This is a genomic window from Zhengella sedimenti (assembly GCF_046506625.1).
Taxonomy (GTDB): domain Bacteria; phylum Pseudomonadota; class Alphaproteobacteria; order Rhizobiales; family Rhizobiaceae; genus Zhengella; species Zhengella sedimenti.
Genome location: NZ_JBKFFP010000009.1, coordinates 91,191 through 112,221 on the forward strand (window position 1 = coordinate 91,191; position 21,031 = coordinate 112,221).

The window sequence follows — 21,031 nt, forward strand, 5'->3', positions numbered from 1 at the left end:
GGCCCTTGCCAAGCATGGCCGGCGCCCGCATGGTCGGGGCATGAGCGAGGATACCGCAACCCGGGACAAGGCCGCGCTGGCCGTGGAGGGACTGACCTTCCACTACGGCCGGCGCAAGGCCCTGGACAATGTCTCCTTCGGAATCGAGGCCGGGCGCACGACCATCCTTCTGGGACCGAACGGGGCGGGCAAGTCCACACTTTTTTCCCTGATCAGCGGACTGTTCGCACCGCAAGCCGGGCGCATCACCATCGCCGGCCGCGACCTTCAGCGAACCGGCGCGGCGGCGCTGGCGCCGCTTGGCATCGTGTTCCAGGCGCAGACGCTGGATCTCGACCTGACGGTGGAGCAGAACCTTCGCTATTTCTGCGCGCTGCGCGGCATGGACCGGCGGCAGGCCGGCGCGCGCATCCGCGAGGAACTGGACCGTTTCGCCATGGCCGACCGGCTTGCCGACAAGGTGCGCTCGCTCAATGGCGGGCACCGGCGGCGCGTCGAGATCGCGCGCGCGCTCTTGCACAAGCCGGCCATCCTGCTGCTCGACGAACCGACCGTGGGGCTGGACATTCCGACGCGGCGCGACCTGATCGCGCGGCTGCATGAGCGGGCGAGCCTGGACAATGTGGCGCTGCTCTGGGCCACGCACCTGATCGACGAGGTGGCGGAGGACGACCAGGTCATCGTCATGCATCGCGGCGCCATCGTCGCCGAGGGGCGGCCCGGGGACCTGATGGCGAAGACGGGAACAGCAGATCTCGGCGCGGCCTTCGCGGCACTGACACCGGAGGCGCGCGCCGCATGACCGCACCCTCGCCCTTGCGTGCCTTCGGCGGCATTGCCCGGCGCGAACTGCTGCGTTTCCTGAACCAGCGGGAGCGCTTCTTCGCCGCGCTGGTGCGTCCGCTCGTCTGGCTCATCGTCTTCGCGGCGGGCTTCCGGGCCGCGCTGGGGCTTTCCATCATCCCGCCCTACCAGACCTACATCACCTACGAGGTCTACATCGTGCCGGGGCTGATCGGCATGATCCAGCTTTTCAACGGCATGCAGTCATCGCTGTCCATGGTCTACGACCAGGAAATGGGGTCGATGCGCGTGCTCCTGACGACGCCGTTGCCGCGCTGGTTCCTGCTGCTGGCCAAGCTGATGGCAGGCGTCACGGTCTCCATCGTGCAGGCCTATGCCTTCCTCGTCATCGCCATCCTTTTCGGGATCGACATACCGCTGGCCGGTCTGCTGCCGGTCCTGCCGGCGCTCATCCTCACCGGGCTGATGGTGGGCGCGCTCGGGCTCCTGCTGGCATCGGTGATCAAGCAGCTCGAGAATTTCGCCGGCGTCATGAACTTCGTGATCTTCCCGATGTTCTTCCTGTCCACCGCGCTCTATCCCGTCTGGAAGATGCGCGAGGCCAGCGCCATCCTGGCGGAAATCTGCCAGTGGAACCCGTTCTCGCACGGCATCGAGCTGATCCGCTTCGCACTCTATGGCGAGATGAACTGGCTGGCGCTGGCGGTGACGGCCGGCAGCGGGCTGGCCTTCTTCCTGGCGGCAAGCTGGGCCTTCGACCCGGCGCGCCGGTTCCGGGCCGGACGCACGGCCTGACCCTTCAGCCTTCGTGCTCCTCCGGCGGATAGAGCGCCAGGATTTCCGAGAGCATGTCCGCAACGGCTTGCGGCGTGCGATCCGCGCGCGGCGTGTCGATGCGATAGACGCCCCTGACCGTGGCCGGCCGGCCGGACAACATGACGATCTCGTCGGCAAGTTCCAGCGCCTCGCGCAGGTTGTGCGTGACCATGAGCGCGGTGGTCGGACGGGCCGACCAGACCTGCATGAGGAGTTTGCGCAAACGCTCCGCCGTCGACTCGTCCAGCGAGACGAAGGGTTCATCGAGCAGCAGAAGCGAGGGTTCAAGCGCGAAGGCGCGTGCCAGCGCCACGCGGCGTGCAAGGCCGAGCGACAATTGCCCGGGGAAGAAATTCTCCATGCCGGTCAGGCCGAGCGTGGCATAAAGCCCCGACAGGTCGGCATCCGCCCGCCCGCCGGCAAGGGGCAGGCGGACATTGCGGTCCACCGAGCGCCAGGGAAGCAGGCGGGGTTCCTGGAACACGACGCCGGTACGCCCCTTCTCCGGCTTGACGAGGGTGCCGTCGAATTCGCCGTCAAGGCCCAGAATGAGACGCAGCGTCGTGGTCTTGCCGCATCCCGACGGGCCGACGAGGCAGGCAAAACGCCCCTCGCCCACCGAAAACGACAGGTCGCGGATTGTGACGAGCCGGCCGCCACCTTCCGTGGGAAAAGCCTTTTCGCGGATATTCACCTCAAGCGGCACGGGGCCTCCAGCGGCGCGCGTGGCGCTCGTAGGGCTGGATCAGAAGCAGTTCCACGGCGACCATCACCGTCACGAAAGCCAGCGTATAGCCGAGAATGGCGGCGACATCGAAGAACTGGAAATAGAGATGGATCTGGAAACCGACGCCGTTGGAACGGCCCAGCAGTTCGACCACGAGAACGATTTTCCAGATCAGCGAGATTCCGGAGCGCGCCGAGGCCGCGAAATAGGGCTGGAGTTGCGGCAAGACCACCTCGCGCAGCGTGGTGAGGCGGGAGAAACGGAAGACCTTCGCCATTTCCGCATAATGCGGATCCATGGAGCGCGCGCCCTCGCGCATGGTGACGATCACGTTGGGGATCTTGTTGACCGCGACCGCACCGATGGCCGCGGCTTCCGACAGGCCGAACCAGATATAGGCGAGCACGATGGTCACAAGCGCGGGAATGTTGATGAAAAGGATCACCCAGGGATCGAAGAAGCGGTCAAGCCGCGCCGACTGGCCAAGCGCGATGCCGATGGCAGAGCCGATCGCCATGGCCACGGCGAACGCGCCCACCACGCGCATCAGCGTCATCGACAGGTGAAACGGCAGTTCGCCGCTGGCCGTTTCCTTCACCATGAAAGCGAAGACCTGTCCGGGCGGGGGAAAGATGCGCGAGCCGATGAGATGGGCCGCGACGAACCAGACCAGAAAGAGACCGGCGAGCGACGCCAGGAGCGTCGCAGCCGGCCATGAGTTGGGCTTGCCAGCCAAGGGAGGTCACCCGGTCAGAAATTGCTCTTCAGTTCGCTCCAGTAGGTGCCGGGCTGCATCTTCGTCTCGCCGCCCGTCAGTTTTTCGCCGCCGACGCGGGCCAGCACCTCGAACAGCCGTGCCGCATCTTCCTCCTCGTCCGCGGCCGGACGGGCGGGTATGCCGTCGCGATAGCGGTCGCGCAAAGTGGTCAGCGTCTTGCCCTCGTCCTTGATGGCGCCGCTCTCATGCAGCCTGTCCCATTCCGCGTCGGATGACTTCAGCAGGGCCTTGGTATCGCGTGAGGCCTTGACGAAACCCATGGCCGTCTCGGGATGTTCCTTCGCCCAGGCTTCATGGAAGATGTAGCCCAGTGCCGAGACCGGCCCGGAGGCGCCCAGCGCGTTGGCGGCGTCCTCCGCTGAGACCAGCTTGCGGAAACCTTCCGCTTCGAGGCGCGCGCTCCAGTGCCAGAAATTCAGGACCGCATCCATCTCGCCGAGCCTGGCCTTTTCCGCCAGCAGCGGCGGCGCGCCATAGGCAATCTCGTTTTCCGCGGCAAGGTCGAGCCCATGCTCCTGCTTCGCCATGGCCTGGACCAGCAGCCAGCTCTTGTCCAGCGGGCCGCCGGCCACGCCAAGCGTCTTGCCCTTCAGGTCGGCAAGCGACTGCAGCGGCGAATCGGCCGGCACCATGATCATGCCGACGGAGGAGGAATAGGGAACCATGGTCAGATCGCCGCCGCTGGCCCGGTCGCGCGAGACCTCCAGCCAGTCGGACACGATCACGTCCACCTCGCCGGCGCGCAGGGCAACCGCGGTCGCATCCTCGCCAGCGAAGCCGACGACCTCGACATCGACACCGTATTTCGCGTCAAGGCCATTGGCCTTCATGGCATTGAGTTCCCAGTTGACCGTGCCGTATTTCAGGACGCCGACCCTGACGGTTTCGGCGGCCTGGGCCGGCACGATGGCAAGAACGGCGGCGACCGCGACGGCCGCGCCAATGATGCGCTTGAACATGGCTTCCTCCTCGGAAAGGCAGCCGCCTTGCGGCCGCCGGTTTTCCTCCGACGCCATCCTAGGGCCGCAGGCGGCAACGGCGAATTGCACTATGGTACAGATGCCGGGCGCGTGCCCGGCATGCAAGATCGGCCAAGGGAGGATCGGGCATGCGCAGCTTCACTTTGCTGCTGAGCGCCATGGCGATGACGATTGCCTTTTGCGCGCCGCTGGCCGCGCAAGGCGCAAGCGAAGCCTTGCCGCCGGGCGTCGATCCCGTCACCGGCTTTCGCATGCAGCGCTACCGCGCGCCGACACCCGACACCCTTCCCGGCGGACGGGTCGTCGGGACGGCCGGTGTGAAAGACGCCATGGCGGACGGGCGGACGCTGCTGATCGACGTCTATCCGCCCAAGGGCGCCGGGCCGGATCCGCTGGACGGGACCTGGCGCAATTCGGAGACCCGCGAGACCATTCCCGGTGCCGTCTGGCTGCCGGAAGTCGGGCGCGGTTTCCTGGCCGCCGACTACGAGGCCTATTTCCGGCGCAATCTCGACGCGCTGACGGCGGGCGAGAAGGATCGGCCGCTCCTGTTCTTCTGCACGGCGGATTGCTGGCAGGGCTGGAACGCGGCGCGACGGGCAATCCTGTGGGGCCACACGGCGGTCAGCTGGTATCCCGGCGGCAGCGACCAGTGGGTGCTCGATGATGGAAGGACAACCGTCGCCGAGCCGGTCAATTTCCTGAACGAACCATGAGGCGCACGGGGCGCGTGTTCCCGGCAACGGAGTGCTTGAGAAGTTCCATGGACCAGGCCAAGAACAATTCCACCGATGTGGACGCGGGCGCCGCGTTCGATGCCGCGCGCGGCTGGCTCGGCGAGCGGCTGATCGGACGCGCGGCGCTCATCGACCGGCTGATGATCGCGCTGCTGACCGGCGGGCACGTGCTGATCGAAGGCGCGCCGGGGCTTGCCAAGACACGCGCCGTCCGTCTGTTCGCCCAATGCGTGTCGGCCGATTTCGTGCGCATCCAGGCAACACCGGACCTGCTGCCCGCGGACCTGACCGGCACCACCGTCTTCCGGCCCGAAACCGGCACCTTCGAATTCGTCGAGGGGCCGCTGTTCTCCAATGTGGTGCTGGTGGACGAGGTGAACCGGGCGCCGCCCAAGGTGCAATCGGCCCTGCTGGAAGCCATGGGCGAAGGCCAGATCACCGCCGGGGGCGTCACGCGCCACCTGGCCCGGCCCTTCCTCGTGGCGGCAACCCAGAACCCCATCGAGCACGAAGGCACCTATCCCCTGCCCGAGGCGCAGCTCGACCGCTTCCTGTTCTTCGTGGAAATTCCCATGCCCGAAGCCGGCGAGGAACGCTTCATCCTGGACCTGGCGCTCGGCGAGGCGTCCGGGCAAACAGGCAGCGGCGCACCGGCCATCGCGCCCGATAAGCTGGAGGCTGCCCAAAAGGCGGTTGCCGGTGTCCACGTGGCGCCAGCGGTTCGCGACTACATCGTGCGCCTTGTCGCGGCGACCCGCGGCGAAGGGGCCGGCGGAGCGGCGGCCGGGGATATCGAACACGCCGCCAGCCCGCGCGGCACGATCGGGCTTGCCCAGGCCGCGCAGGCCGCCGCATGGCTGGCCGGACGCGACCACGTGCTGCCATCGGACGTGCGCGACCTCGCCGTCGACGTGCTGTCGGGGCGCATTGGGCTGACCTACAGGGCGCGGGCGGAAGGCCGGACGGCGCAGTCGGTCATCGCCGCGATCGCAAACCTGGTTCCGGTCACCTGACATGCTGGAAGGCCCGACCGACGGCACGCAACTGACGCTCGACCGGCTGATCGCCCTGCAGGCCGAGGTGCTGTCCGGCGGCGGGCGAAGCCTGCGCGGGCTGACGCATTTCCCCGGCCTCGTGCGCGGACCGAAGCGGGGCCAAGGCCTCGATTTCGATGACCTGCGCCTCTATGCCCCCGGCGATGACGTCCGCCATATAGACTGGAATGTCACCGCCCGCACGGGCAGGCCGCATACGCGCCTTTACCGCGAAGAGCGCGAGCGCGCCGTCACCCTGGCCGTGGACCTGCGGCCCTCGATGCTGACAGGCTCGCGCATGCTGCGCGCCGTCGCCGCCGGGGAACTGGCCGGCGCCATTGCATGGCAGGCAGCGGTTGACGGCGACCGGACCGGCGCCGCCGTGTGGTCGGGCCAAGACGTCGAAGCCAGCCGTCCAGCCAGCGGCGACAGGGGCGCGCTGGCCGCCGCGCGGCTCATCGCCGGCGGCTTCGCTTCCGTGCGTGGCAGGCCGGATGGCGCAGGCGGCGATGGTCTGGACCGCTTCATTGCCTGGCTCAACGGGGCCGGCCGAACCGCCGGCGCGGCCATCCTGCTGACCGGGCTGGACATGCCCGGACCCGGCTTCACTGCGGCGATCGCGGAGGCCGGCAAGCGGCGGCGCCTGGCGTTGATCCATGTTCTCGATCCGATGGAATTGCAGAGCCTGCCGCCGGGGCGCTACACTGTCCGGGCGGGCGGCAGGCAGGTTCGGGCACGGCTGGACCGCGCCGCGGCGGATGCCGCCGTCCGGCGGATGGCCGAGACGCGCGCGCGCCTCCATGCGGAGATCGAGGCAGGCGGCGTGCCGGTCCTGACCCACGTCGCCGGCGAACCGGCCGCCAGGGCGCTGGCGGGGCTGGAAATGCGCGGCTGGCTTTGAGGTTGGCGGGCGGAACGGACGGACGATGCGCAACCCACTCGACGACCTTCGCGACATTCACCTGCCGGACCCGCCGCCCGGTCTGCCCGACTGGCTGCTGATCTTCATCACGGCCGCCGCAGCGGCATCGGCGGTGCTGCTGATCATGGCGCTGTTCGGCCGCGGCTCACCTGCCATTCGCGCCACGCTGGCGCAACTCGAACGGATCGACACCCGCGACAATGGCGCCGCCATCGCCCACATGGCCACGCTGCTGCGCCGCTATGCCCTGGCCAGGCTGAAGGGTCCACCGGCCAGCGAGGCGGCACGCCTGACCGGCGACGCCTGGCTTGCGCGCCTCGACCAGCTGACCGGAAGCCGTTTCTTCACCCAGGGCAATGGGCGGGTCTTCGGCGAGGCGCTCTATGCCCGTGGTCCCCATCCCGACGCGGAAGGGCTGAAGCACGATCTCGCCCGCCTGCTGAAGCGGCAGGGGCTGAAACCATGGTGAGTTTCGGCTTTCCGCTCGCGCTTCTCGCGCTGCCCTTGCCGCTCCTCTTTCTCCGGGGCAGCAACGGGCCACGGATGATGGACGCCCCCGCACTGCCGCCCGCACTCGCCGATGCGCTGGCCGCTGCCGGTCCGGGCGCCCGGGGCCGGCCCTCGCCACGGCTTCTCCTGCTGTTTCTTGCCTGGGCCTGCCTGGTCACGGGGGCAGCCCAGCCGAGGCTTGCAACCGGCGAGGCCGTCACCCCGGCCAGCGGGCGGGCGCTGGCGCTTGCCGTGGATCTTTCCGGCTCCATGGAGCGGCGCGATTTTGTCCTGAACGGCGAGGCGCGGGACCGGCTGAGCGCCGTCAAGGCGGTGGCCGGTTCCTTCATCGAGCGCCGGCAGGGTGACCGCATCGGCCTCGTGCTGTTCGGCGACGAGGCCTTTTCGGCAAGCCCGGTCAGCTTCGACCGCTCCGCGGTGGTGCACGCGCTCAATGAAAGCGCCATCGGCATGGCCGGCCGGACGACGGCCATCGGCGAGGCGCTGGGCCTTGCCATCGTGAAGTTGCGGGAGGATCCGGCGCCGCAGCGCGCCATCGTGCTGCTTTCGGACGGTACCAACAATGCCGGTTCCGTTGAACCGGAGGACGCCGCGCGGCTGGCGCGCGAGAACGGGATCCGCATCCACACCATCGGGCTCGGCAGCATACGCCAGGCCGATGACGGCTCGCCGCTGGATCCGTCGGCCGATCTCGACGAGGCCACGCTGAAGGCGGTTTCGGAAATTTCGGGCGGCACATTCTTCCGCGCCCGCACGCTGGAGGAACTGAGCGAGGCCTATGACGCCATTGACGGACTGGAAGCGGGCGACGCCGCATCGCCGCCCTTCGTGCCGGAACGGGACCTGACGGCACTGGCCGCCTTCGGCTTTCTCGCGCTGCTGGCGCTCGCCTTGGTACGGTTTCGAAGGAGCGCGCCTGCATGACGCTTCTCGCTCCGCTGTGGCTGATCCCGGCTGCCGCCTGCCTTGCAGCGGCGCTGCTCTGGCGGGGCGGCCGGTCCGTTGACAACTGGGACAAGGTCATCGCCGCCCCGCTGATGGCCTTCCTGCGGCCCGGCCGGACCGCGCGGCGATGGTTCAACCCGGCACTCGCGGCTTGTGCGCTGGCATTCGCGGCGCTGGCCGGACCTGCCCTGCCCGATGCCGGCGCCCGCGCCTTCCGCCATGCGGAAGGCTGGCTTGTCATGGTGGATGTCTCCCGATCCATGACCCTGACGGATATCCGCCCCACCCGGCTGGCGGCGGCGCGCGAGACGGCAATTGCCCTGTCGCAGGATGCGGGCGCACGGGCCACCGGCCTCGCCGTCTATGCAGGGGACGCTTTCCTGGCCGAACCCTTCGCCTTCGACCGCCGCCACTATGCCGCTCTCGCCCGCTCCCTCGAACACGGGCTGGTTCCGGTGGAAGGATCGGACGTGGCGCGGGCCTTGTCCTTCGCGGCCTCCGTGGTGTCGGACGCGGGGCTGGCGCGGGCGCGTGTGTTCCTTCTGACCGACACCGGCGGCATTTCCGCCAACGCCATCGCCACGGCGGCCCAGTTTGCCGCACGCGGCCACCGCATCGACATCGTCGCCTTTGCCGACGAGAACGCGGACAATCCCGTCCCGGCAGACATGACTGCAGCCGCGGAGCTGGCACAAGCGGGCGGCGGGACACTGGTGCAGGCTGACACGCTCGGCCGCGTCGCGCTGGCCGGCCTGACGGGCGATGCCGCATCGGGCCTCGCAGGGCTGACGCCCGCCGGACTGGAACCGGCCGGCGAGGCCCTGCTGTCGCACTGGCTGCTGCTCGCCGCCCTGCCCTTCATGCTCGTTGTCATACGCAGGGCGCTGTCATGAGGATGGCGATCGCCTTCGCCCTGCTCATCCTGGCGAGCGCACCGGCGCAAGCCTCGGATGATTACCTGGCGCATCAGCTTTTCCGCGAAGGACGGCATGCCGAAGCCGCGGAGATCTTCACCGACCCGGCCTGGAAGGGTGCCGCACTCTATCGCTCGGACCAGTGGTGGCGAGCGGCCGAGGCTTTCGTGCGCGCGTCCGATCCGGTCTCGCTCTACAATCTCGGCAACACCTATGCGCGCATGTCCTATTTCGCGCTCGCCCTGGAAAGCTACCAGGCGGCCCTTTCGCTCAAGCCCGGTTTCGAGGATGCCCGGCACAATGCGGCGATCATGCGCGAGATGCTGAAACGGCAGGACGATGAAAAGGGGCAGGCGGCGCTGACACCGCGCCAGAAGGCAATCGACCGGGTGGAAGAGGAGCAGGACGACGGGAAGGGAAGCGACCCGGAGACAAGCGACGAAAAAGGCGAGCAGGGCGAGCGCGAGGAAGGCCAGGACCGGCAGGGCGGCACCGACAGCCGCCAGCCCGCGCCCGAAGCGGTGGCCGAAGGCGACAGCGGTCAGGCCGGCGACAACCGCCGCCCGCCCGAGGAGGACGGCGAAGGCGGCGGCACGGTGAAGGGCGCACGCGGCGACGACGACCCGGCCAGCCGGCCGTCCGGGGGCAGCGAAAGCACCGAGGAGACCGGCATGAGCGATGCCGCCGGCGCCCGGGCGCAACTGGAACTGAGCCAGGCGACCGAACAGTGGCTGAATGCCATCAGCGACGACCCGGCGCGCTACCTCAAGACGCGCATCGCGCTGGAATTGCGCCGGCGCAAGGCAGCCGGCAATGTACCGGACGAGGGCCTGTCGCCATGGTGACGCGCCGGCTCCTCATCCGCCTTGCCCTTCTAGTCCTGACGCTTCTGGCCGGCAGCCCGCTCCTCGCCGCCACGGTGAGGTCGCCCTCGATCTCGCTGCGCCTGGAAAGCGAGACCATCGTCATGGGTGACACGGTGGTCCTGGAAATCGAATCGGTCGGCCTGGAGGCGCCACTCGATCTCTCCCCGCTCGGCGACATCGCGTCGATCGGGCGCGAAACATACGGCACACGCATTGCCGTGATCGAGGGAAAGGTGGTGGAGGTGAAGCTGCGCCGCATCGAGATCGTGCCGAAGGTTTCCGGGCTGGTGATCGTCGGACCGCTGAGCGCGGGCAACGTATCCTCCAATTCGGCCTCGGTCACCGTGCTTGCCGAGAGGCCGCCGGACTGGGCCCCGGGCGCCGGCGACGTGACCCTGACCATGCGTGTTTCGAGGCCCGATCCGCATGTGCAGGAAGAGGTCGTTCTCGATATCGAAATGGCGCACCGCCACCCCATCATTGCCGAAAGCCTCCCGGTGGCGGACCTGTCGGGGCTGGATGTCATTCCCGTTCACGAGGAACGCCGGACGCTGGACGAGCAAGCCGGCCTGCGCCGCATTTCCTGGCGCTATCTCGTCTGGCCGCGCCGGTCGGGGGAACTCGTCATCCCTGGCGTGAGCGCCAGCGGGGAGATGCAGAAGTCGCGGCTGGAGCGCGGCCGTTTTTCGGTCTCGACCGACGCGGTGCGCCTTTCGGTGCGGCCCGCGCCGGTGGAGGCCGGGAACTGGTGGCTGCCCGCCCGGAACCTGAGGATGGAGGAGACGTGGTCGGCGGATGTGCGCGCGCTGAATGCTGGCGACGAGGTGGTGCGGACCATCACCGTTTCGGCATCGGGCATCCGCGCGGTGCAGATTCCCGCCATCGCCATGCCACCGGCGCGCGGACTCGCGATCACGCCGCTTGGCGGCGACAGGCAGCAGCAGGCTGGCACGCAAGGGATAACGGCGGAGGCCACCTTCCGTTTCCGCGTCCGCGCATTGAGCCCGATCCCCGTCTTTCCGGACACGATCCGGCTTGCCTGGTTCGACACGGAGCAAGGCGCGCCACGCGAGGCGATCATCCCGGCACGGCGAATCAATGTGGGCATACCGGACCGCGATGCCCTGCTGGCGCAAGCGGTGGAAGGCCGTGATCCGCTATCGCGGCTGGCAGCCTGGCTGCGCGTGACCACGGGGCCGGGCCTGCTGGCGGCTGCCGGCCTTGCCTTTCTGCTTGGCGCCCTCCTGCTCGGACTTGGAAGCCGCCTCGCAACGTCCTGGCGGCACTGGCGCACCGCAGCGGCGCGGCGGCGGCTGGTTCGCGAAGCCTTGGAAGCGATTCGTACGGCCACGCCGCTGGATGCCGCGGCGCGCCTGGATGCGCTCTGCCGCCTGGGCGGCGGACAGATGCTGCGCCCGGCCCTGCTGATCGCCGGCAAGGCCGCCTATGGGCGGGAAAACGCTGCTGACACGTGGCGGGCGCAGGCCCGGGAGGCGGTGATCACAGCACGCGCCGTGGCACTCACTCACGGTTCCGCAGCCGGCGCCGGCGGGTTGCCAGCGCTGCCGCCGCTTTGACCGGAAAGGGAAGTTCGCCATGCGCCACAGGCCGGACGATGGTCCTTGACCAGCGAAAGCAAGACTTTGAAATCAGGGAAAAGAAATGGCGCGAGTGACGGGGCTCGAACCCGCGACCTCCGGCGTGACAGGCCGGCACTCTAACCGACTGAGCTACACCCGCGCTTTTCGACGTGGTCGCCGTTTCCGGCGGCGTCGTGGGGGTGAATTAAGCGGAACGGGGGTGAGTGTCAAGCAGATGATGAGGCGGATATGACGACTTTTTTCATCAGCGCCCGGAACGGGCCGTGCCGCACCGTTGCGGCAAGGGTTTGGGCTTGCCACCGCCGCAGGAAGGTCTTATCTGTGCCGGCATCCTGTGCCGTCGCGATGCTGCCGGCAGGGGGCGGTTAGCTCAGCTGGTAGAGCGCCTCGTTTACACCGAGGATGTCGGGAGTTCGAGTCTCTCACCGCCCACCATCCAACCCCTTGAAATCGCTGAAAATGGTTGACTTGAAAGGGGTTTTTCCCATTTTTATGCTACAAAATGATGCTACAAACTGGTTGTCCGGATGGCACGTCAACGAGCGGGATTACACGAGCGCAATGGCCGGTGGCATGCACGCAAGATCATACCCGCAGAGCTGCGAACCTACTTCGACAACAAGTGGGAATTGAGCAGGCCTCTCGGTTCCGACAAGCGCGAAGCCAACCGGCAATTACCGATCGTCATGGCGGAATTCGAGTCACGGATTGCCGCAGCCAGGCGAAAACACGAGGGTGATCGTCTTGAACGCGTGACCGGTGCGCGCGCACGCTATCCCTTGACGATCGAGCAGATGGCGCTCGCACATTACCTCTCGGAGCTGGATCACGACACGCGAGAACGAACTTTTCCTGACCAGTCCAAGATTGCCGACATCTCATGGTCACGCCCCGAATTCAAGCGAGTGTTGATCCGCGCTGCGTCCGGCAGAATCAGCAACGAGGAAATGGCCGCTGTGGTCGGTTGGGCGATCAATGCCTTTGCAGCAAGAGGAAATCATTCCTTCGAACGATTCGGGACCGAGTGGCGATCTCTGGGAATGGCCATCGCTGCGGCGCAACTTGAAGCCCTTGCCCGAGAGGACGAACGCAACAGAGGCGACTTTACCGGGGAGCCTGTCCATTCGATGCTCAAGGACACGACGGGTCTCGAACTGTTACTCGAACCGGTTTCGCTTACGGGGCTGCTTGATGATTTCCTGAAAGAGCGTGAAGCCGGCGGGCGTGGCCGGGAAGCCCGACGTAAATGGACGCCCACCATCAAGGACTTCGTTGCGTTCATCGGGCATGACGATGCCCGGCGCGTCACCAAGGCCGACATTCTGAAATGGAAAGACGCCAAGCTGGGCTCCGGTCTGGCACCCACGACCTTCAAACGAGGCCATTTCGCCGCGCTCAATGCGGTCCTGCGTTGGGCGCACGAGAACGATCGAATTGAGTCAAACGCTGCCGATGGTGTGCGCTTGCGAGCACAGACACCAATACAGAACCGGGAGAAGGGCTTTCGCGATGATGAAGCCATGAAGCTCCTCATGGCGGCAAGTTCATATCTTCCCCTCAAGCAAGAGGATGCGAAACTGGCTGCAGCGAAGCGATGGATACCGTGGCTATGCGCCTTTACTGGCGCGCGCCTTGGCGAAATCGTTCAACTGAGGCGACAGGACATTCATACGGTTGATGGTCTCCATGTCCTTCGAATCACTCCCGAGGCCGGGACGGTGAAGACGGGGAAATTCCGGGACGTGCCTATTCACCAGCAGATCGTAGATGACGGCTTTCTTGGCTATGTGGCCAGTGTTGCGATCGGCCCATTGTTTCTGACGACGAATGCCAGCAGGACCGTTGAGCAAGCAAGCAGGACCGTCCAGAACCAACTGCGCAACTGGATAAAAGACCTGAATGTCGTGCCCGATGGCATCAGCCCGTTTCACGGCTGGCGCCACCGCTTCAAGACTGTCGGTCGCGAACTGGGCATCGACTCTATCGTGCTCGACGCGATCCAGGGACATGCACGCAGGACCGCCGGCGACAATTATGGCGACATCACTTTGAAAGCCAAGAAAGCCGCGATCGACAAATTCCCTCGCCTCCAGAAATCCTGACAACGCCCGTCATCCCCCGCAATCTCCCCGCTGACCCCTCGCTATAGCTCTCATCAGATGCACGCATGTCGCGTGCGCAGATGGAGACGCTGATCATGACCAACCGCAAGCCCGGCCGCCCTTACGCAGACACCCTCCTGGCGAAGTTCGTCACCAGGAGGGTGCTGGAACTGAAATACCGCAAGACGCAGGCGCAGATCGCCGCTGAGTCTGGTTTCACCAACGCGAATATCATGTCGATGATCAAGAACGGATCGTCCAAGCTGGCGCTCGACCGCGTGCCGGCACTGGCCAAGGCGCTTGAGTGCGACGCGGCCCTGCTGTTCCGCATGGCCCTCGACCAGCATGACAGCCCGACGACGGAGACGGCGATCCGGCAGATCTTCCGCGCTGTCGTGAGCGAGAACGAGGCCGCCTGGCTGGACGAGTTGCGCGATGCCAGCGACAACAGCGACCCGGCGCTGACGACCCGCGCGCGCGCCGCCATCAGGGGGATTTTCGGGAAATGACGATTTCGGGATTGAGCGAAAACGAGAAGGCGTGGATCACGTTTCTGAGGTTGATTGCCGACGGCCGCGATCCGGCACCGACGCTGAAGCGGGTGCAGTTGCTGCGGAGGATAATCGCGAGGGGAAAGGACTAATCGCAGTCTCAGGGTTCTCGCAAATGCACCTGTCCTTCCATGGCGGTGCGATGTTGGTATTCGCAAAAAGACACATTCTGATTGCCAACCCGCGGATGCCGCAATACCTTCTGACAGCCCATTAAATGGGCGCGCATAGTTATCGTTCGCATCGCCCAACCGGGGAAAGCGTGATGGACAACGACAGGTCGGAACTTCGCTGGGGCGTCGAGCAACGCCTCGAGTTCATTGATTTCCGCCTGTTCTGGGAGGGACACGTGAACCGCAGCGATCTGATGAGCCAGTTCGGTATTTCGGTGAACCAGGCGTCCACCGACCTGAACCGCTACATCGGCTTCGCGCCGGACAACATGGTTTACGACAAGAGCGCGCGGACGTATGTCCGCAGCTCCAAATTCAAGCCGCAGTTTCTCGAACCCGACGCCGGCCGCTATCTCGCCCAGCTGCGGTCCGTCGCCGACGGGATCCTCGACCGCGACGATTCCTGGATTGCCAACCTCCCGCCCTACGCCGCCGCCCCTACGCCTGTTCGCGGCGTGAACCCGGTGACGCTCCGTTCGGTGGTCGGCGCCATCCGCCGTTCCGAGGCGATCGAGGTAAAGTACCAGTCCCTCTCCAGCCCAGAGCCCCGGTGGCGCTGGATAGCACCCCATGCCATCGCGTTCGACGGGTTCCGCTGGCACACGCGGGCGTTCTGCCTGACCGATGACTGCTTCAAGGACTTCCTGCTCTCGCGGATCCTCGACATCCGCGGGTCGCGCGACAGCGAAACGTCAGCCGACGACGACCGCGACTGGCATTCCGAGGTCACGCTGGAGGTGGCCCCACACCCCGAACTCTCGGAAACGCAGGCGAAGGTGATCGCGCTCGACTACGGCATGCGGGCCGGCAAGGCGAAGATCAAAGTCCGGCGCGCGTTGCTATACTACGCGCTCAGGCGTCTCGGGCTTGATACCGACCCGGCAGCCCGCAATCCGCAGGATCAGCAGATCGTGCTTCTCAACAGGGAGGTTATCGATGCAGATCATAGATAACACCTCTCACCTTCTCGGGGATGACCTGAGGGCCTCAGTCGGTCGGGGAACGCGTTTGCGGATTGCTGCATCCTGCTTCTCTATCTACGCGTTCGAAGCCCTGAAGTCCGAGCTCTCGAAGATCGACAGCCTGCAGTTCATCTTCACCGCGCCCACATTTGTGCCGACCGAGGTGACCGACCGCCTCCGGAAGGAACGTCGGGAATTCTTCATTCCAAAGGCGCGACGGGAAAGCGGTCTTTACGGCACCGAGTTCGAGATCCAGCTGCGCAACAAGCTCACACAACGCGCCGTCGCCCGCGAATGCGCTGATTGGATCCGCAAGAAGGCGAGGTTTCGTTCCAACACGACAAAGGCCCCGATGCAGCAATTTATGCATCTGGCTGGTTCCGAAGGCGAAGTGGCCTACATGCCAATCAGCGGTTTCACGGCCGTAGATCTTGGCTACCAAAAGGGCGATGCGGTCTCCAACTTCGTGACCCGCTTCGATGATCCTGCGCACGCCAAGATGTATCTTCACCTATTTGATCAGATCTGGTCGGACCCGGAAAAGGTGAATGACGTCACTGCGGCCATCTGCGAGCACATCAAGTCCGTCTATCAGGAGAATTCGCCCGAGCGCATCTACTTCATGATGCTGTACAACATCTTTCAAGACTTCCTGGAGGACGTGGACGAGGACGTTCTGCCGAACGACCTCACCGGGTACCGCGACAGCGTGGTCTGGAACAAGCTCTTCAACTATCAGAAGGACGCGGCGACCGGCATCATCAACAAGCTCGAAACATACAACGGGTGCATCCTCGCGGACAGCGTGGGACTCGGTAAGACCTTCACCGCGCTTGCCGTCATCAAATACTACGAACTGCGCAACCGATCCGTTCTCGTTCTCTGCCCTAAAAAGCTCGCGGACAATTGGCGGAACTACAACACGAACCTGACCACCAACATTTTCGCAAAGGACCGGTTCAACTATGACGTCCTCTGCCACACCGACCTCTCCCGCACCTCCGGCGAGTCCTTCGGTATCCCGCTCAATCGCGTGAACTGGGGCAACTATGATCTGGTCGTGATCGATGAATCCCACAACTTCCGCAACAACGATGTCTACAAGGACCGGGAGACCCGCTACCAGAAACTGATGAACAAGGTCATCCGCGCCGGCGTAAAGACCAAGGTCCTGATGCTTTCCGCGACCCCGGTTAACAACAGGTTCAACGATCTTCGGAATCAGCTGGCTCTTGCCTACGAAGGACAGTCGGAAGCGCTCAGCAAGAACCTGAAGACACAGACAAGCGTCGAGGAGATTTTCCGCCGAGCCCAGAAGGCCTTCAATGAGTGGTCGTTGCTGCCGCCAGAGGAGAGGACCGCTGCGTCGATCCTGAAGTCGCTCGACTTCGATTTTTTCGAGCTTCTCGACGCCGTCACCATCGCCCGGTCACGAAAGCACATCGAGACCTTCTACGACACGAAGGATATCGGAAAATTCCCCCAGAGACGCAAGCCGCTCTCCTACCATCGCCCGATCACAGAGCGGTCGGACGTGATGGGCTTCAACGACATCTTCACGCAGCTCTCTGTATTGAAGCTCGCGGTCTACGCCCCGATCAGCTACATCCTGCCCAGCCGTCTGCGGAAGTATGAGGAGATCTACGACACGCAGGTCGAGGGCGGACGCGGCAAGCTCAGGCAGGCTGATCGAGAGCGCAGCCTTCAGGCGCTCATGACGACCAACCTGCTGAAACGCCTGGAGAGCTCGGTCGCTGCGTTCCGCCTCACGCTTCGGTCTCTCGGCGCCAACATCTCGCGCACGCTCGACGCGATCGAGGGCTTTGAGAAGACGGGAAGAAGCGGCAGCGTCAGTGACTATCTCGCGGAAATGAGTGACTTCGACCCGGAGGACGATGACCTCTCCGGCCTTGATGAGTTCACGGTCGGAAAGAAGGTCCAGATCAGCCTTGCCGACATGGATCTGCCATCATGGAAACACGACCTGGCTGCAGACCTCGTCCTGATCGAAGATCTGATCGCCTCGATGGAGAAGGTGAGACCGGCGGACGACGCCAAGCTCCAGCACCTGCTTGCCCTAATCAGGCAGAAGGTCGATGAGCCGCTGAACCCCGGAAACAGGAAGGTGCTGGTCTTCACGGCCTTCGCCGATACAGCCAACTACCTCTTCGACAACCTGGCGCCCTTCGCGGCACAGCTCGGGCTGCATGTCGGCAAGGTCACCGGGTCAGACGCACCCAAGACGACGCTCAAGAAGTCCTACGGCTTCCAGAGCGTCCTGACGCTGTTCTCGCCGCGGTCAAAGGAGAAGGCCATCGTCCTTCCGAACGAACCGGGCGAACTGGACATCCTCATCGGCACCGACTGCATCTCGGAAGGGCAGAATCTTCAGGACTGCGACTTCCTGATCAACTACGACATCCACTGGAACCCGGTGCGCATCATTCAGCGGTTCGGCCGGATCGACCGTATCGGATCACCCAACAGCCAGATCCAGCTGGTCAACTACTGGCCCGATATCTCGCTCGACGAGTACATCAACCTCAAGGAGCGCGTCGAAAACCGGATGGTGATCGCCGACGTCACTGCCACCGGCGACGACAACGTCCTCACCGCCAAATCCAACGACATAGCCTACCGCAAGGAACAGCTGAGGCGGATGCAGGAGGAGGTGATCGAACTGGAGGACGCAAAAGCGGGCATCTCGATCACCGATCTCGGGCTGAACGACTTCCGGATGGACCTGCTCAATTACGTCAAGGCGCATGGCGAGCTCGACAACGTGCCCTTCGGCATGCACGCCGTCGTACCCGCGCAGCCGGAGCTGGGACTTCAGCCCGGTGTCATCTTCGCTCTGAAGAACATCCACGACAGCGTGAACGTCAACCAGCAGAACCGCCTACACCCCTTCTACCTGGTCTACATCGACGACGATGGCCGGATCGTCGCCGACCATACTGAGGTCAAGCGCCTGCTTGACCTGATCCGATCCAGCTGCAAGGGACGGATCGAGCCCATCCACGACGTATGCCGCATCTTCAACGAGCGCACCGAGGACGGGCGCAAGATGGGCCGCTACTCCGACCTGCTCTCCAGCGCGATCCGCTCCATGATCGAGGTGAAGGAAGAGAAGGACATCGACAGCCTGTTCAGCGGCGGGCGCACCACGGCCCTGACCCACACCATCAAGGGGCTGGACGATTTCGAGCTGATCGCCTTCCTGGTCATCGAAGGGGGCCAAGAGGCGGGGAGCGCTTTGGGCGCGACGGGGATGGAGGAAACTCCATGACCCTCTACGATTGGCCCCGCGCGAGCGCCTTCGGGCGCGTGATCCCCAAGAACAAGATCTACGAGCACGCCGGGGCGAGCACGGGCCTCAAGGAGCTTTTCGTGCGCGAGGTCGATCAGATCGTGTGGTCGCACAAGCTGGCGCCCGAGACGGTCAATCTGGCGGCGACTCGCCAAGTGGCCGAGATACAGGTCTTCCGCATCAACGCGCGCACCACGACACTCGACCGTGATGTGCTGCGCGCCATCGACAAGGCCATCCCATTTCCGCTTATCTTCGAGGTGGCCCATGGCGGCCGCGTCAGGTTGGCCGCGGCTTATAAGCGGCCAAGCGAGGCCGACAGCGCCCGCTGGGTGGTGGGCGATTATTTCCAGGGGGACTGGCTACCAGAGGACGCAGCCCGCGCGCCCCTTCCGGTGGCGTTGAACATGGGCGCGCTGTACGAACGGCTGCTCGAGCCGCTGGTCGCCGGGCAGACGGCCCGGTTGGTCCCCGGCATGGGCGAGGCGCCGCAGACGCCCTTTACCCCTGCCGAGGCGGACCGCCCCGTGTCGCTGGAAGAGCGCATCGCGCAGGCCGAGGCGATCGAGCGCCAGGCGCGCGAAGTCGAGCGGATCAAGGCGCGGCTGGGGCGCGAGAAGCAATTCAACAAGCGCGTGGCGATCAATGCCGAGCTGCGCGCGGCCAAGCAGGAACTTGAGCGGCTGACGGCGGGACACGCTGGCGCCGCACAAGCAAATCCAGCGGAAGTGGGCACCGGTTCCGCGTCCGGATTTGCGCCCAAGAAGACGACGAATGATTGAGAGGACGAGCATGGACAAGCTGAAGATGCACAGCCCGGACCTGAGCCAGGACAACATCGCGAAAATCCGCGAGCTGTTCCCCGGCTGCGTGACCGAGGCGCGGGACGAGGCGACGGGGGCGGTGCGTCTGGCGGTGGACTTCGATCAGCTGCGTCAGGAGTTGAGCGACCACATCGTGGAAGGGCCACAGGAGCGGTATCGGCTCGACTGGCCGGGGAAGAAAAACGCGCTCTTGCTTGCAAACGCACCTCTTTCGAAGACTCTGTTGCCTCATCGTGAGGAAAGTTTGAATTTCGATGAAACACGAAATCTTCTTGTATCAGGAGACAACCTCGAGGCCCTAAAGCTGTTGCGAGAAACGTTTTTGGGAGCGGTGAAGGCCATCTACATCGATCCCCCATATAATACTGGAAGTGACTTTATCTATAATGATGACTTCTCCGAAACAACTGAGGAGTATCTAATTTCATCTCAACAATTGAGCGAGGATGGTTCTCGGCTTGTGGCGAACACCGAGTCCAATGGCCGCTTCCACTCGGATTGGTTGACCATGATGTACTCTCGCTTAAAGCTAGCAAGGAACCTTCTAGCAGATGATGGCGTCATATTTTCTTCTATCAGCGATGAAGAGTCCGCCAATATGAGGCGTCTGCTTGATGAGGTCTTTGGAGAAGATAATTTCATCGACACTATTGCAGTTGAAATGTCGACAACATCAGGTCCGAAAACGGTTAACGCTCAGCAAGGTACCATCGTAAAGAATGTAGAGTTTGTGCACGTCTTTAGAAAGACGGCCGCCTTTGACAACATACGACACACTCCATTGTTTGACGGCGTAGTCTCCTTTGATACGCACTACACCGCTTGGATGAATGAAGATGGCACTTTGAGCACGCTGGCTCAGAAGATGATGGAAGATGAAGAAGTTGGGGCTGATATCGAAAAATTCGGATTCTCTTCCCGAGGCTCTTTCAGCGTCAACAATATGGACAGGCTGCTATCTGTCTCGGATGCCGCAAAAGAATTCATAGACAGTAACCTCGACAAGATCGCTCGTATTGACAGGCCGCCAGTCTCTGCCGGCAAACAATCTACTGAGGTTGGCTGTTGGGTTGCGTTCGAAGCTGATCATCGAACCTATTATCTAACAACTTTGTCAAATGGAACGCTTCAAGCTTTAATGCCTCTATCCCTAAATTATCGCATGTCCGATGATTACAAGCCTCGGTTTGGCCGCACAGTAATTCGTGGCGACCTATGGAAGGGCTTTTATCAAGACATGGGGAATGTCGCAAAAGAAGGCGGGATAGCATTTGCCAACGGAAAGAAGCCGGTTCGGCTGATAAAGCAGTTATTGAAGTGGGCGAACAACACAAAAGATGGAATTGTTCTCGATTTCTTTGCAGGCTCAGGAACAACCGCACATGCAGTTATGGAGGCTAGGGTCAAAACCCATTGATAGCGTGGATTTAACGTAGCAAATCAGATTCAAAGCGCCAAATCAGTTATTTGGAGGC

Annotated in this window: 19 protein-coding genes and 2 tRNA genes; 17 read left to right on the forward strand and 4 right to left on the reverse strand. The window is 64.1% G+C overall.

Annotated elements, in window-relative coordinates:
• The first annotated feature begins 40 nt into the window (after nt 1-40).
• Both ACLB6G_RS19110 and ACLB6G_RS19115 read left to right on the forward strand, forming a co-directional pair.
• Nucleotides 41-802, forward strand: coding sequence for an ABC transporter ATP-binding protein (locus ACLB6G_RS19110; RefSeq protein WP_410357824.1), 762 nt, complete (start codon nt 41-43; stop codon nt 800-802).
• Entirely contained in the window at nt 799-1,599 is an 801-nt protein-coding gene (locus ACLB6G_RS19115; RefSeq protein ID WP_410357825.1) for an ABC transporter permease, read from the forward strand. Before ACLB6G_RS19110 ends, ACLB6G_RS19115 begins: the two co-directional genes overlap by 4 nt.
• 4 nt (nt 1,600-1,603) lie before the next feature.
• Here ACLB6G_RS19115 and ACLB6G_RS19120 read toward each other — a convergent pair whose 3' ends face one another.
• The 3 genes from ACLB6G_RS19120 to ACLB6G_RS19130 are packed head-to-tail and all read right to left on the reverse strand — an operon-like array spanning nt 1,604 to nt 4,084.
• Nucleotides 1,604-2,326, reverse strand: coding sequence for an ABC transporter ATP-binding protein (locus tag ACLB6G_RS19120; RefSeq protein WP_410357826.1), 723 nt, complete (start codon nt 2,324-2,326; stop codon nt 1,604-1,606).
• Nucleotides 2,316-3,083, reverse strand: coding sequence for an ABC transporter permease (locus tag ACLB6G_RS19125; RefSeq protein ID WP_410357827.1), 768 nt, complete (start codon nt 3,081-3,083; stop codon nt 2,316-2,318). Before ACLB6G_RS19125 ends, ACLB6G_RS19120 begins: the two co-directional genes overlap by 11 nt.
• Before the next feature lie 14 nt (nt 3,084-3,097).
• Nucleotides 3,098-4,084 carry an ABC transporter substrate-binding protein gene (locus tag ACLB6G_RS19130; protein WP_410357828.1) on the reverse strand — a complete coding sequence of 329 codons (987 nt, stop codon included), beginning with the start codon at nt 4,082-4,084 and terminating at the stop codon, nt 3,098-3,100.
• Nucleotides 4,085-4,233: 149 nt separating this feature from the next.
• On the opposite strand from ACLB6G_RS19130, the gene ACLB6G_RS19135 reads away from it, so the two are divergent.
• From ACLB6G_RS19135 to ACLB6G_RS19170, 8 genes are read left to right on the forward strand one after another with little or no spacing between them, the layout of a single operon-like run.
• The gene (locus tag ACLB6G_RS19135; RefSeq protein ID WP_410357829.1) at nt 4,234-4,821 is read left to right on the forward strand and encodes a rhodanese-like domain-containing protein; all 588 of its coding nucleotides are present in this window, start codon (nt 4,234-4,236) and stop codon (nt 4,819-4,821) included.
• 47 nt (nt 4,822-4,868) lie between these two features.
• Nucleotides 4,869-5,855 carry an AAA family ATPase gene (locus ACLB6G_RS19140; protein WP_410357830.1) on the forward strand — a complete coding sequence of 329 codons (987 nt, stop codon included), beginning with the start codon at nt 4,869-4,871 and terminating at the stop codon, nt 5,853-5,855.
• A gap of 1 nt (nt 5,856) precedes the next feature.
• Complete coding sequence (locus ACLB6G_RS19145) at nt 5,857-6,777, forward strand: DUF58 domain-containing protein (RefSeq protein WP_410357831.1); 921 nt, start codon at nt 5,857-5,859, stop codon at nt 6,775-6,777.
• Nucleotides 6,778-6,802: 25 nt separating this feature from the next.
• Nucleotides 6,803-7,267 (forward strand): DUF4381 domain-containing protein, encoded by a 465-nt coding sequence (locus tag ACLB6G_RS19150; protein ID WP_410357832.1) that lies wholly within the window; start codon nt 6,803-6,805, stop codon nt 7,265-7,267.
• Nucleotides 7,261-8,232: a VWA domain-containing protein gene (locus ACLB6G_RS19155; RefSeq protein WP_410357833.1), complete on the forward strand. Its 972-nt coding sequence runs from the start codon at nt 7,261-7,263 to the stop codon at nt 8,230-8,232. The genes ACLB6G_RS19150 and ACLB6G_RS19155 overlap by 7 nt, the downstream gene beginning before the upstream one ends.
• Nucleotides 8,229-9,146, forward strand: a complete 918-nt coding sequence (locus ACLB6G_RS19160; protein ID WP_410357834.1) for a vWA domain-containing protein — start codon at nt 8,229-8,231, stop codon at nt 9,144-9,146. The genes ACLB6G_RS19155 and ACLB6G_RS19160 overlap by 4 nt, the downstream gene beginning before the upstream one ends.
• Entirely contained in the window at nt 9,143-10,012 is an 870-nt protein-coding gene (locus tag ACLB6G_RS19165) for a hypothetical protein (RefSeq protein ID WP_410357835.1), read from the forward strand. The genes ACLB6G_RS19160 and ACLB6G_RS19165 overlap by 4 nt, the downstream gene beginning before the upstream one ends.
• Entirely contained in the window at nt 10,006-11,610 is a 1,605-nt protein-coding gene (locus tag ACLB6G_RS19170; protein ID WP_410357836.1) for a hypothetical protein, read from the forward strand. Before ACLB6G_RS19165 ends, ACLB6G_RS19170 begins: the two co-directional genes overlap by 7 nt.
• A gap of 86 nt (nt 11,611-11,696) precedes the next feature.
• On the opposite strand, the gene ACLB6G_RS19175 is transcribed toward ACLB6G_RS19170, so the two are convergent.
• A tRNA-Asp gene (locus tag ACLB6G_RS19175) sits at nt 11,697-11,773 on the reverse strand.
• A gap of 220 nt (nt 11,774-11,993) precedes the next feature.
• Here ACLB6G_RS19175 and ACLB6G_RS19180 point away from each other — a divergent pair.
• From ACLB6G_RS19180 to ACLB6G_RS19210, 7 genes are all read left to right on the forward strand, one after another.
• A tRNA-Val gene (locus ACLB6G_RS19180) sits at nt 11,994-12,069 on the forward strand.
• 92 nt (nt 12,070-12,161) lie between these two features.
• Complete coding sequence (locus tag ACLB6G_RS19185) at nt 12,162-13,736, forward strand: DUF6538 domain-containing protein (RefSeq protein ID WP_410357837.1); 1,575 nt, start codon at nt 12,162-12,164, stop codon at nt 13,734-13,736.
• A gap of 65 nt (nt 13,737-13,801) precedes the next feature.
• Nucleotides 13,802-14,245, forward strand: a complete 444-nt coding sequence (locus ACLB6G_RS19190; RefSeq protein ID WP_410357838.1) for an XRE family transcriptional regulator — start codon at nt 13,802-13,804, stop codon at nt 14,243-14,245.
• A gap of 307 nt (nt 14,246-14,552) precedes the next feature.
• Nucleotides 14,553-15,413, forward strand: a complete 861-nt coding sequence (locus ACLB6G_RS19195; protein WP_410357839.1) for a WYL domain-containing protein — start codon at nt 14,553-14,555, stop codon at nt 15,411-15,413.
• Entirely contained in the window at nt 15,397-18,711 is a 3,315-nt protein-coding gene (locus tag ACLB6G_RS19200; RefSeq protein WP_410357840.1) for a helicase-related protein, read from the forward strand. Before ACLB6G_RS19195 ends, ACLB6G_RS19200 begins: the two co-directional genes overlap by 17 nt.
• A complete protein-coding gene (locus ACLB6G_RS19205) occupies nt 18,708-19,514 on the forward strand; it encodes a DUF4391 domain-containing protein (RefSeq protein WP_410357841.1) in 807 nt (268 codons plus the stop codon). Before ACLB6G_RS19200 ends, ACLB6G_RS19205 begins: the two co-directional genes overlap by 4 nt.
• A gap of 10 nt (nt 19,515-19,524) precedes the next feature.
• Nucleotides 19,525-20,973, forward strand: coding sequence for a site-specific DNA-methyltransferase (locus tag ACLB6G_RS19210; protein ID WP_410357842.1), 1,449 nt, complete (start codon nt 19,525-19,527; stop codon nt 20,971-20,973).
• Nucleotides 20,974-21,031: the final 58 nt, after the last annotated feature.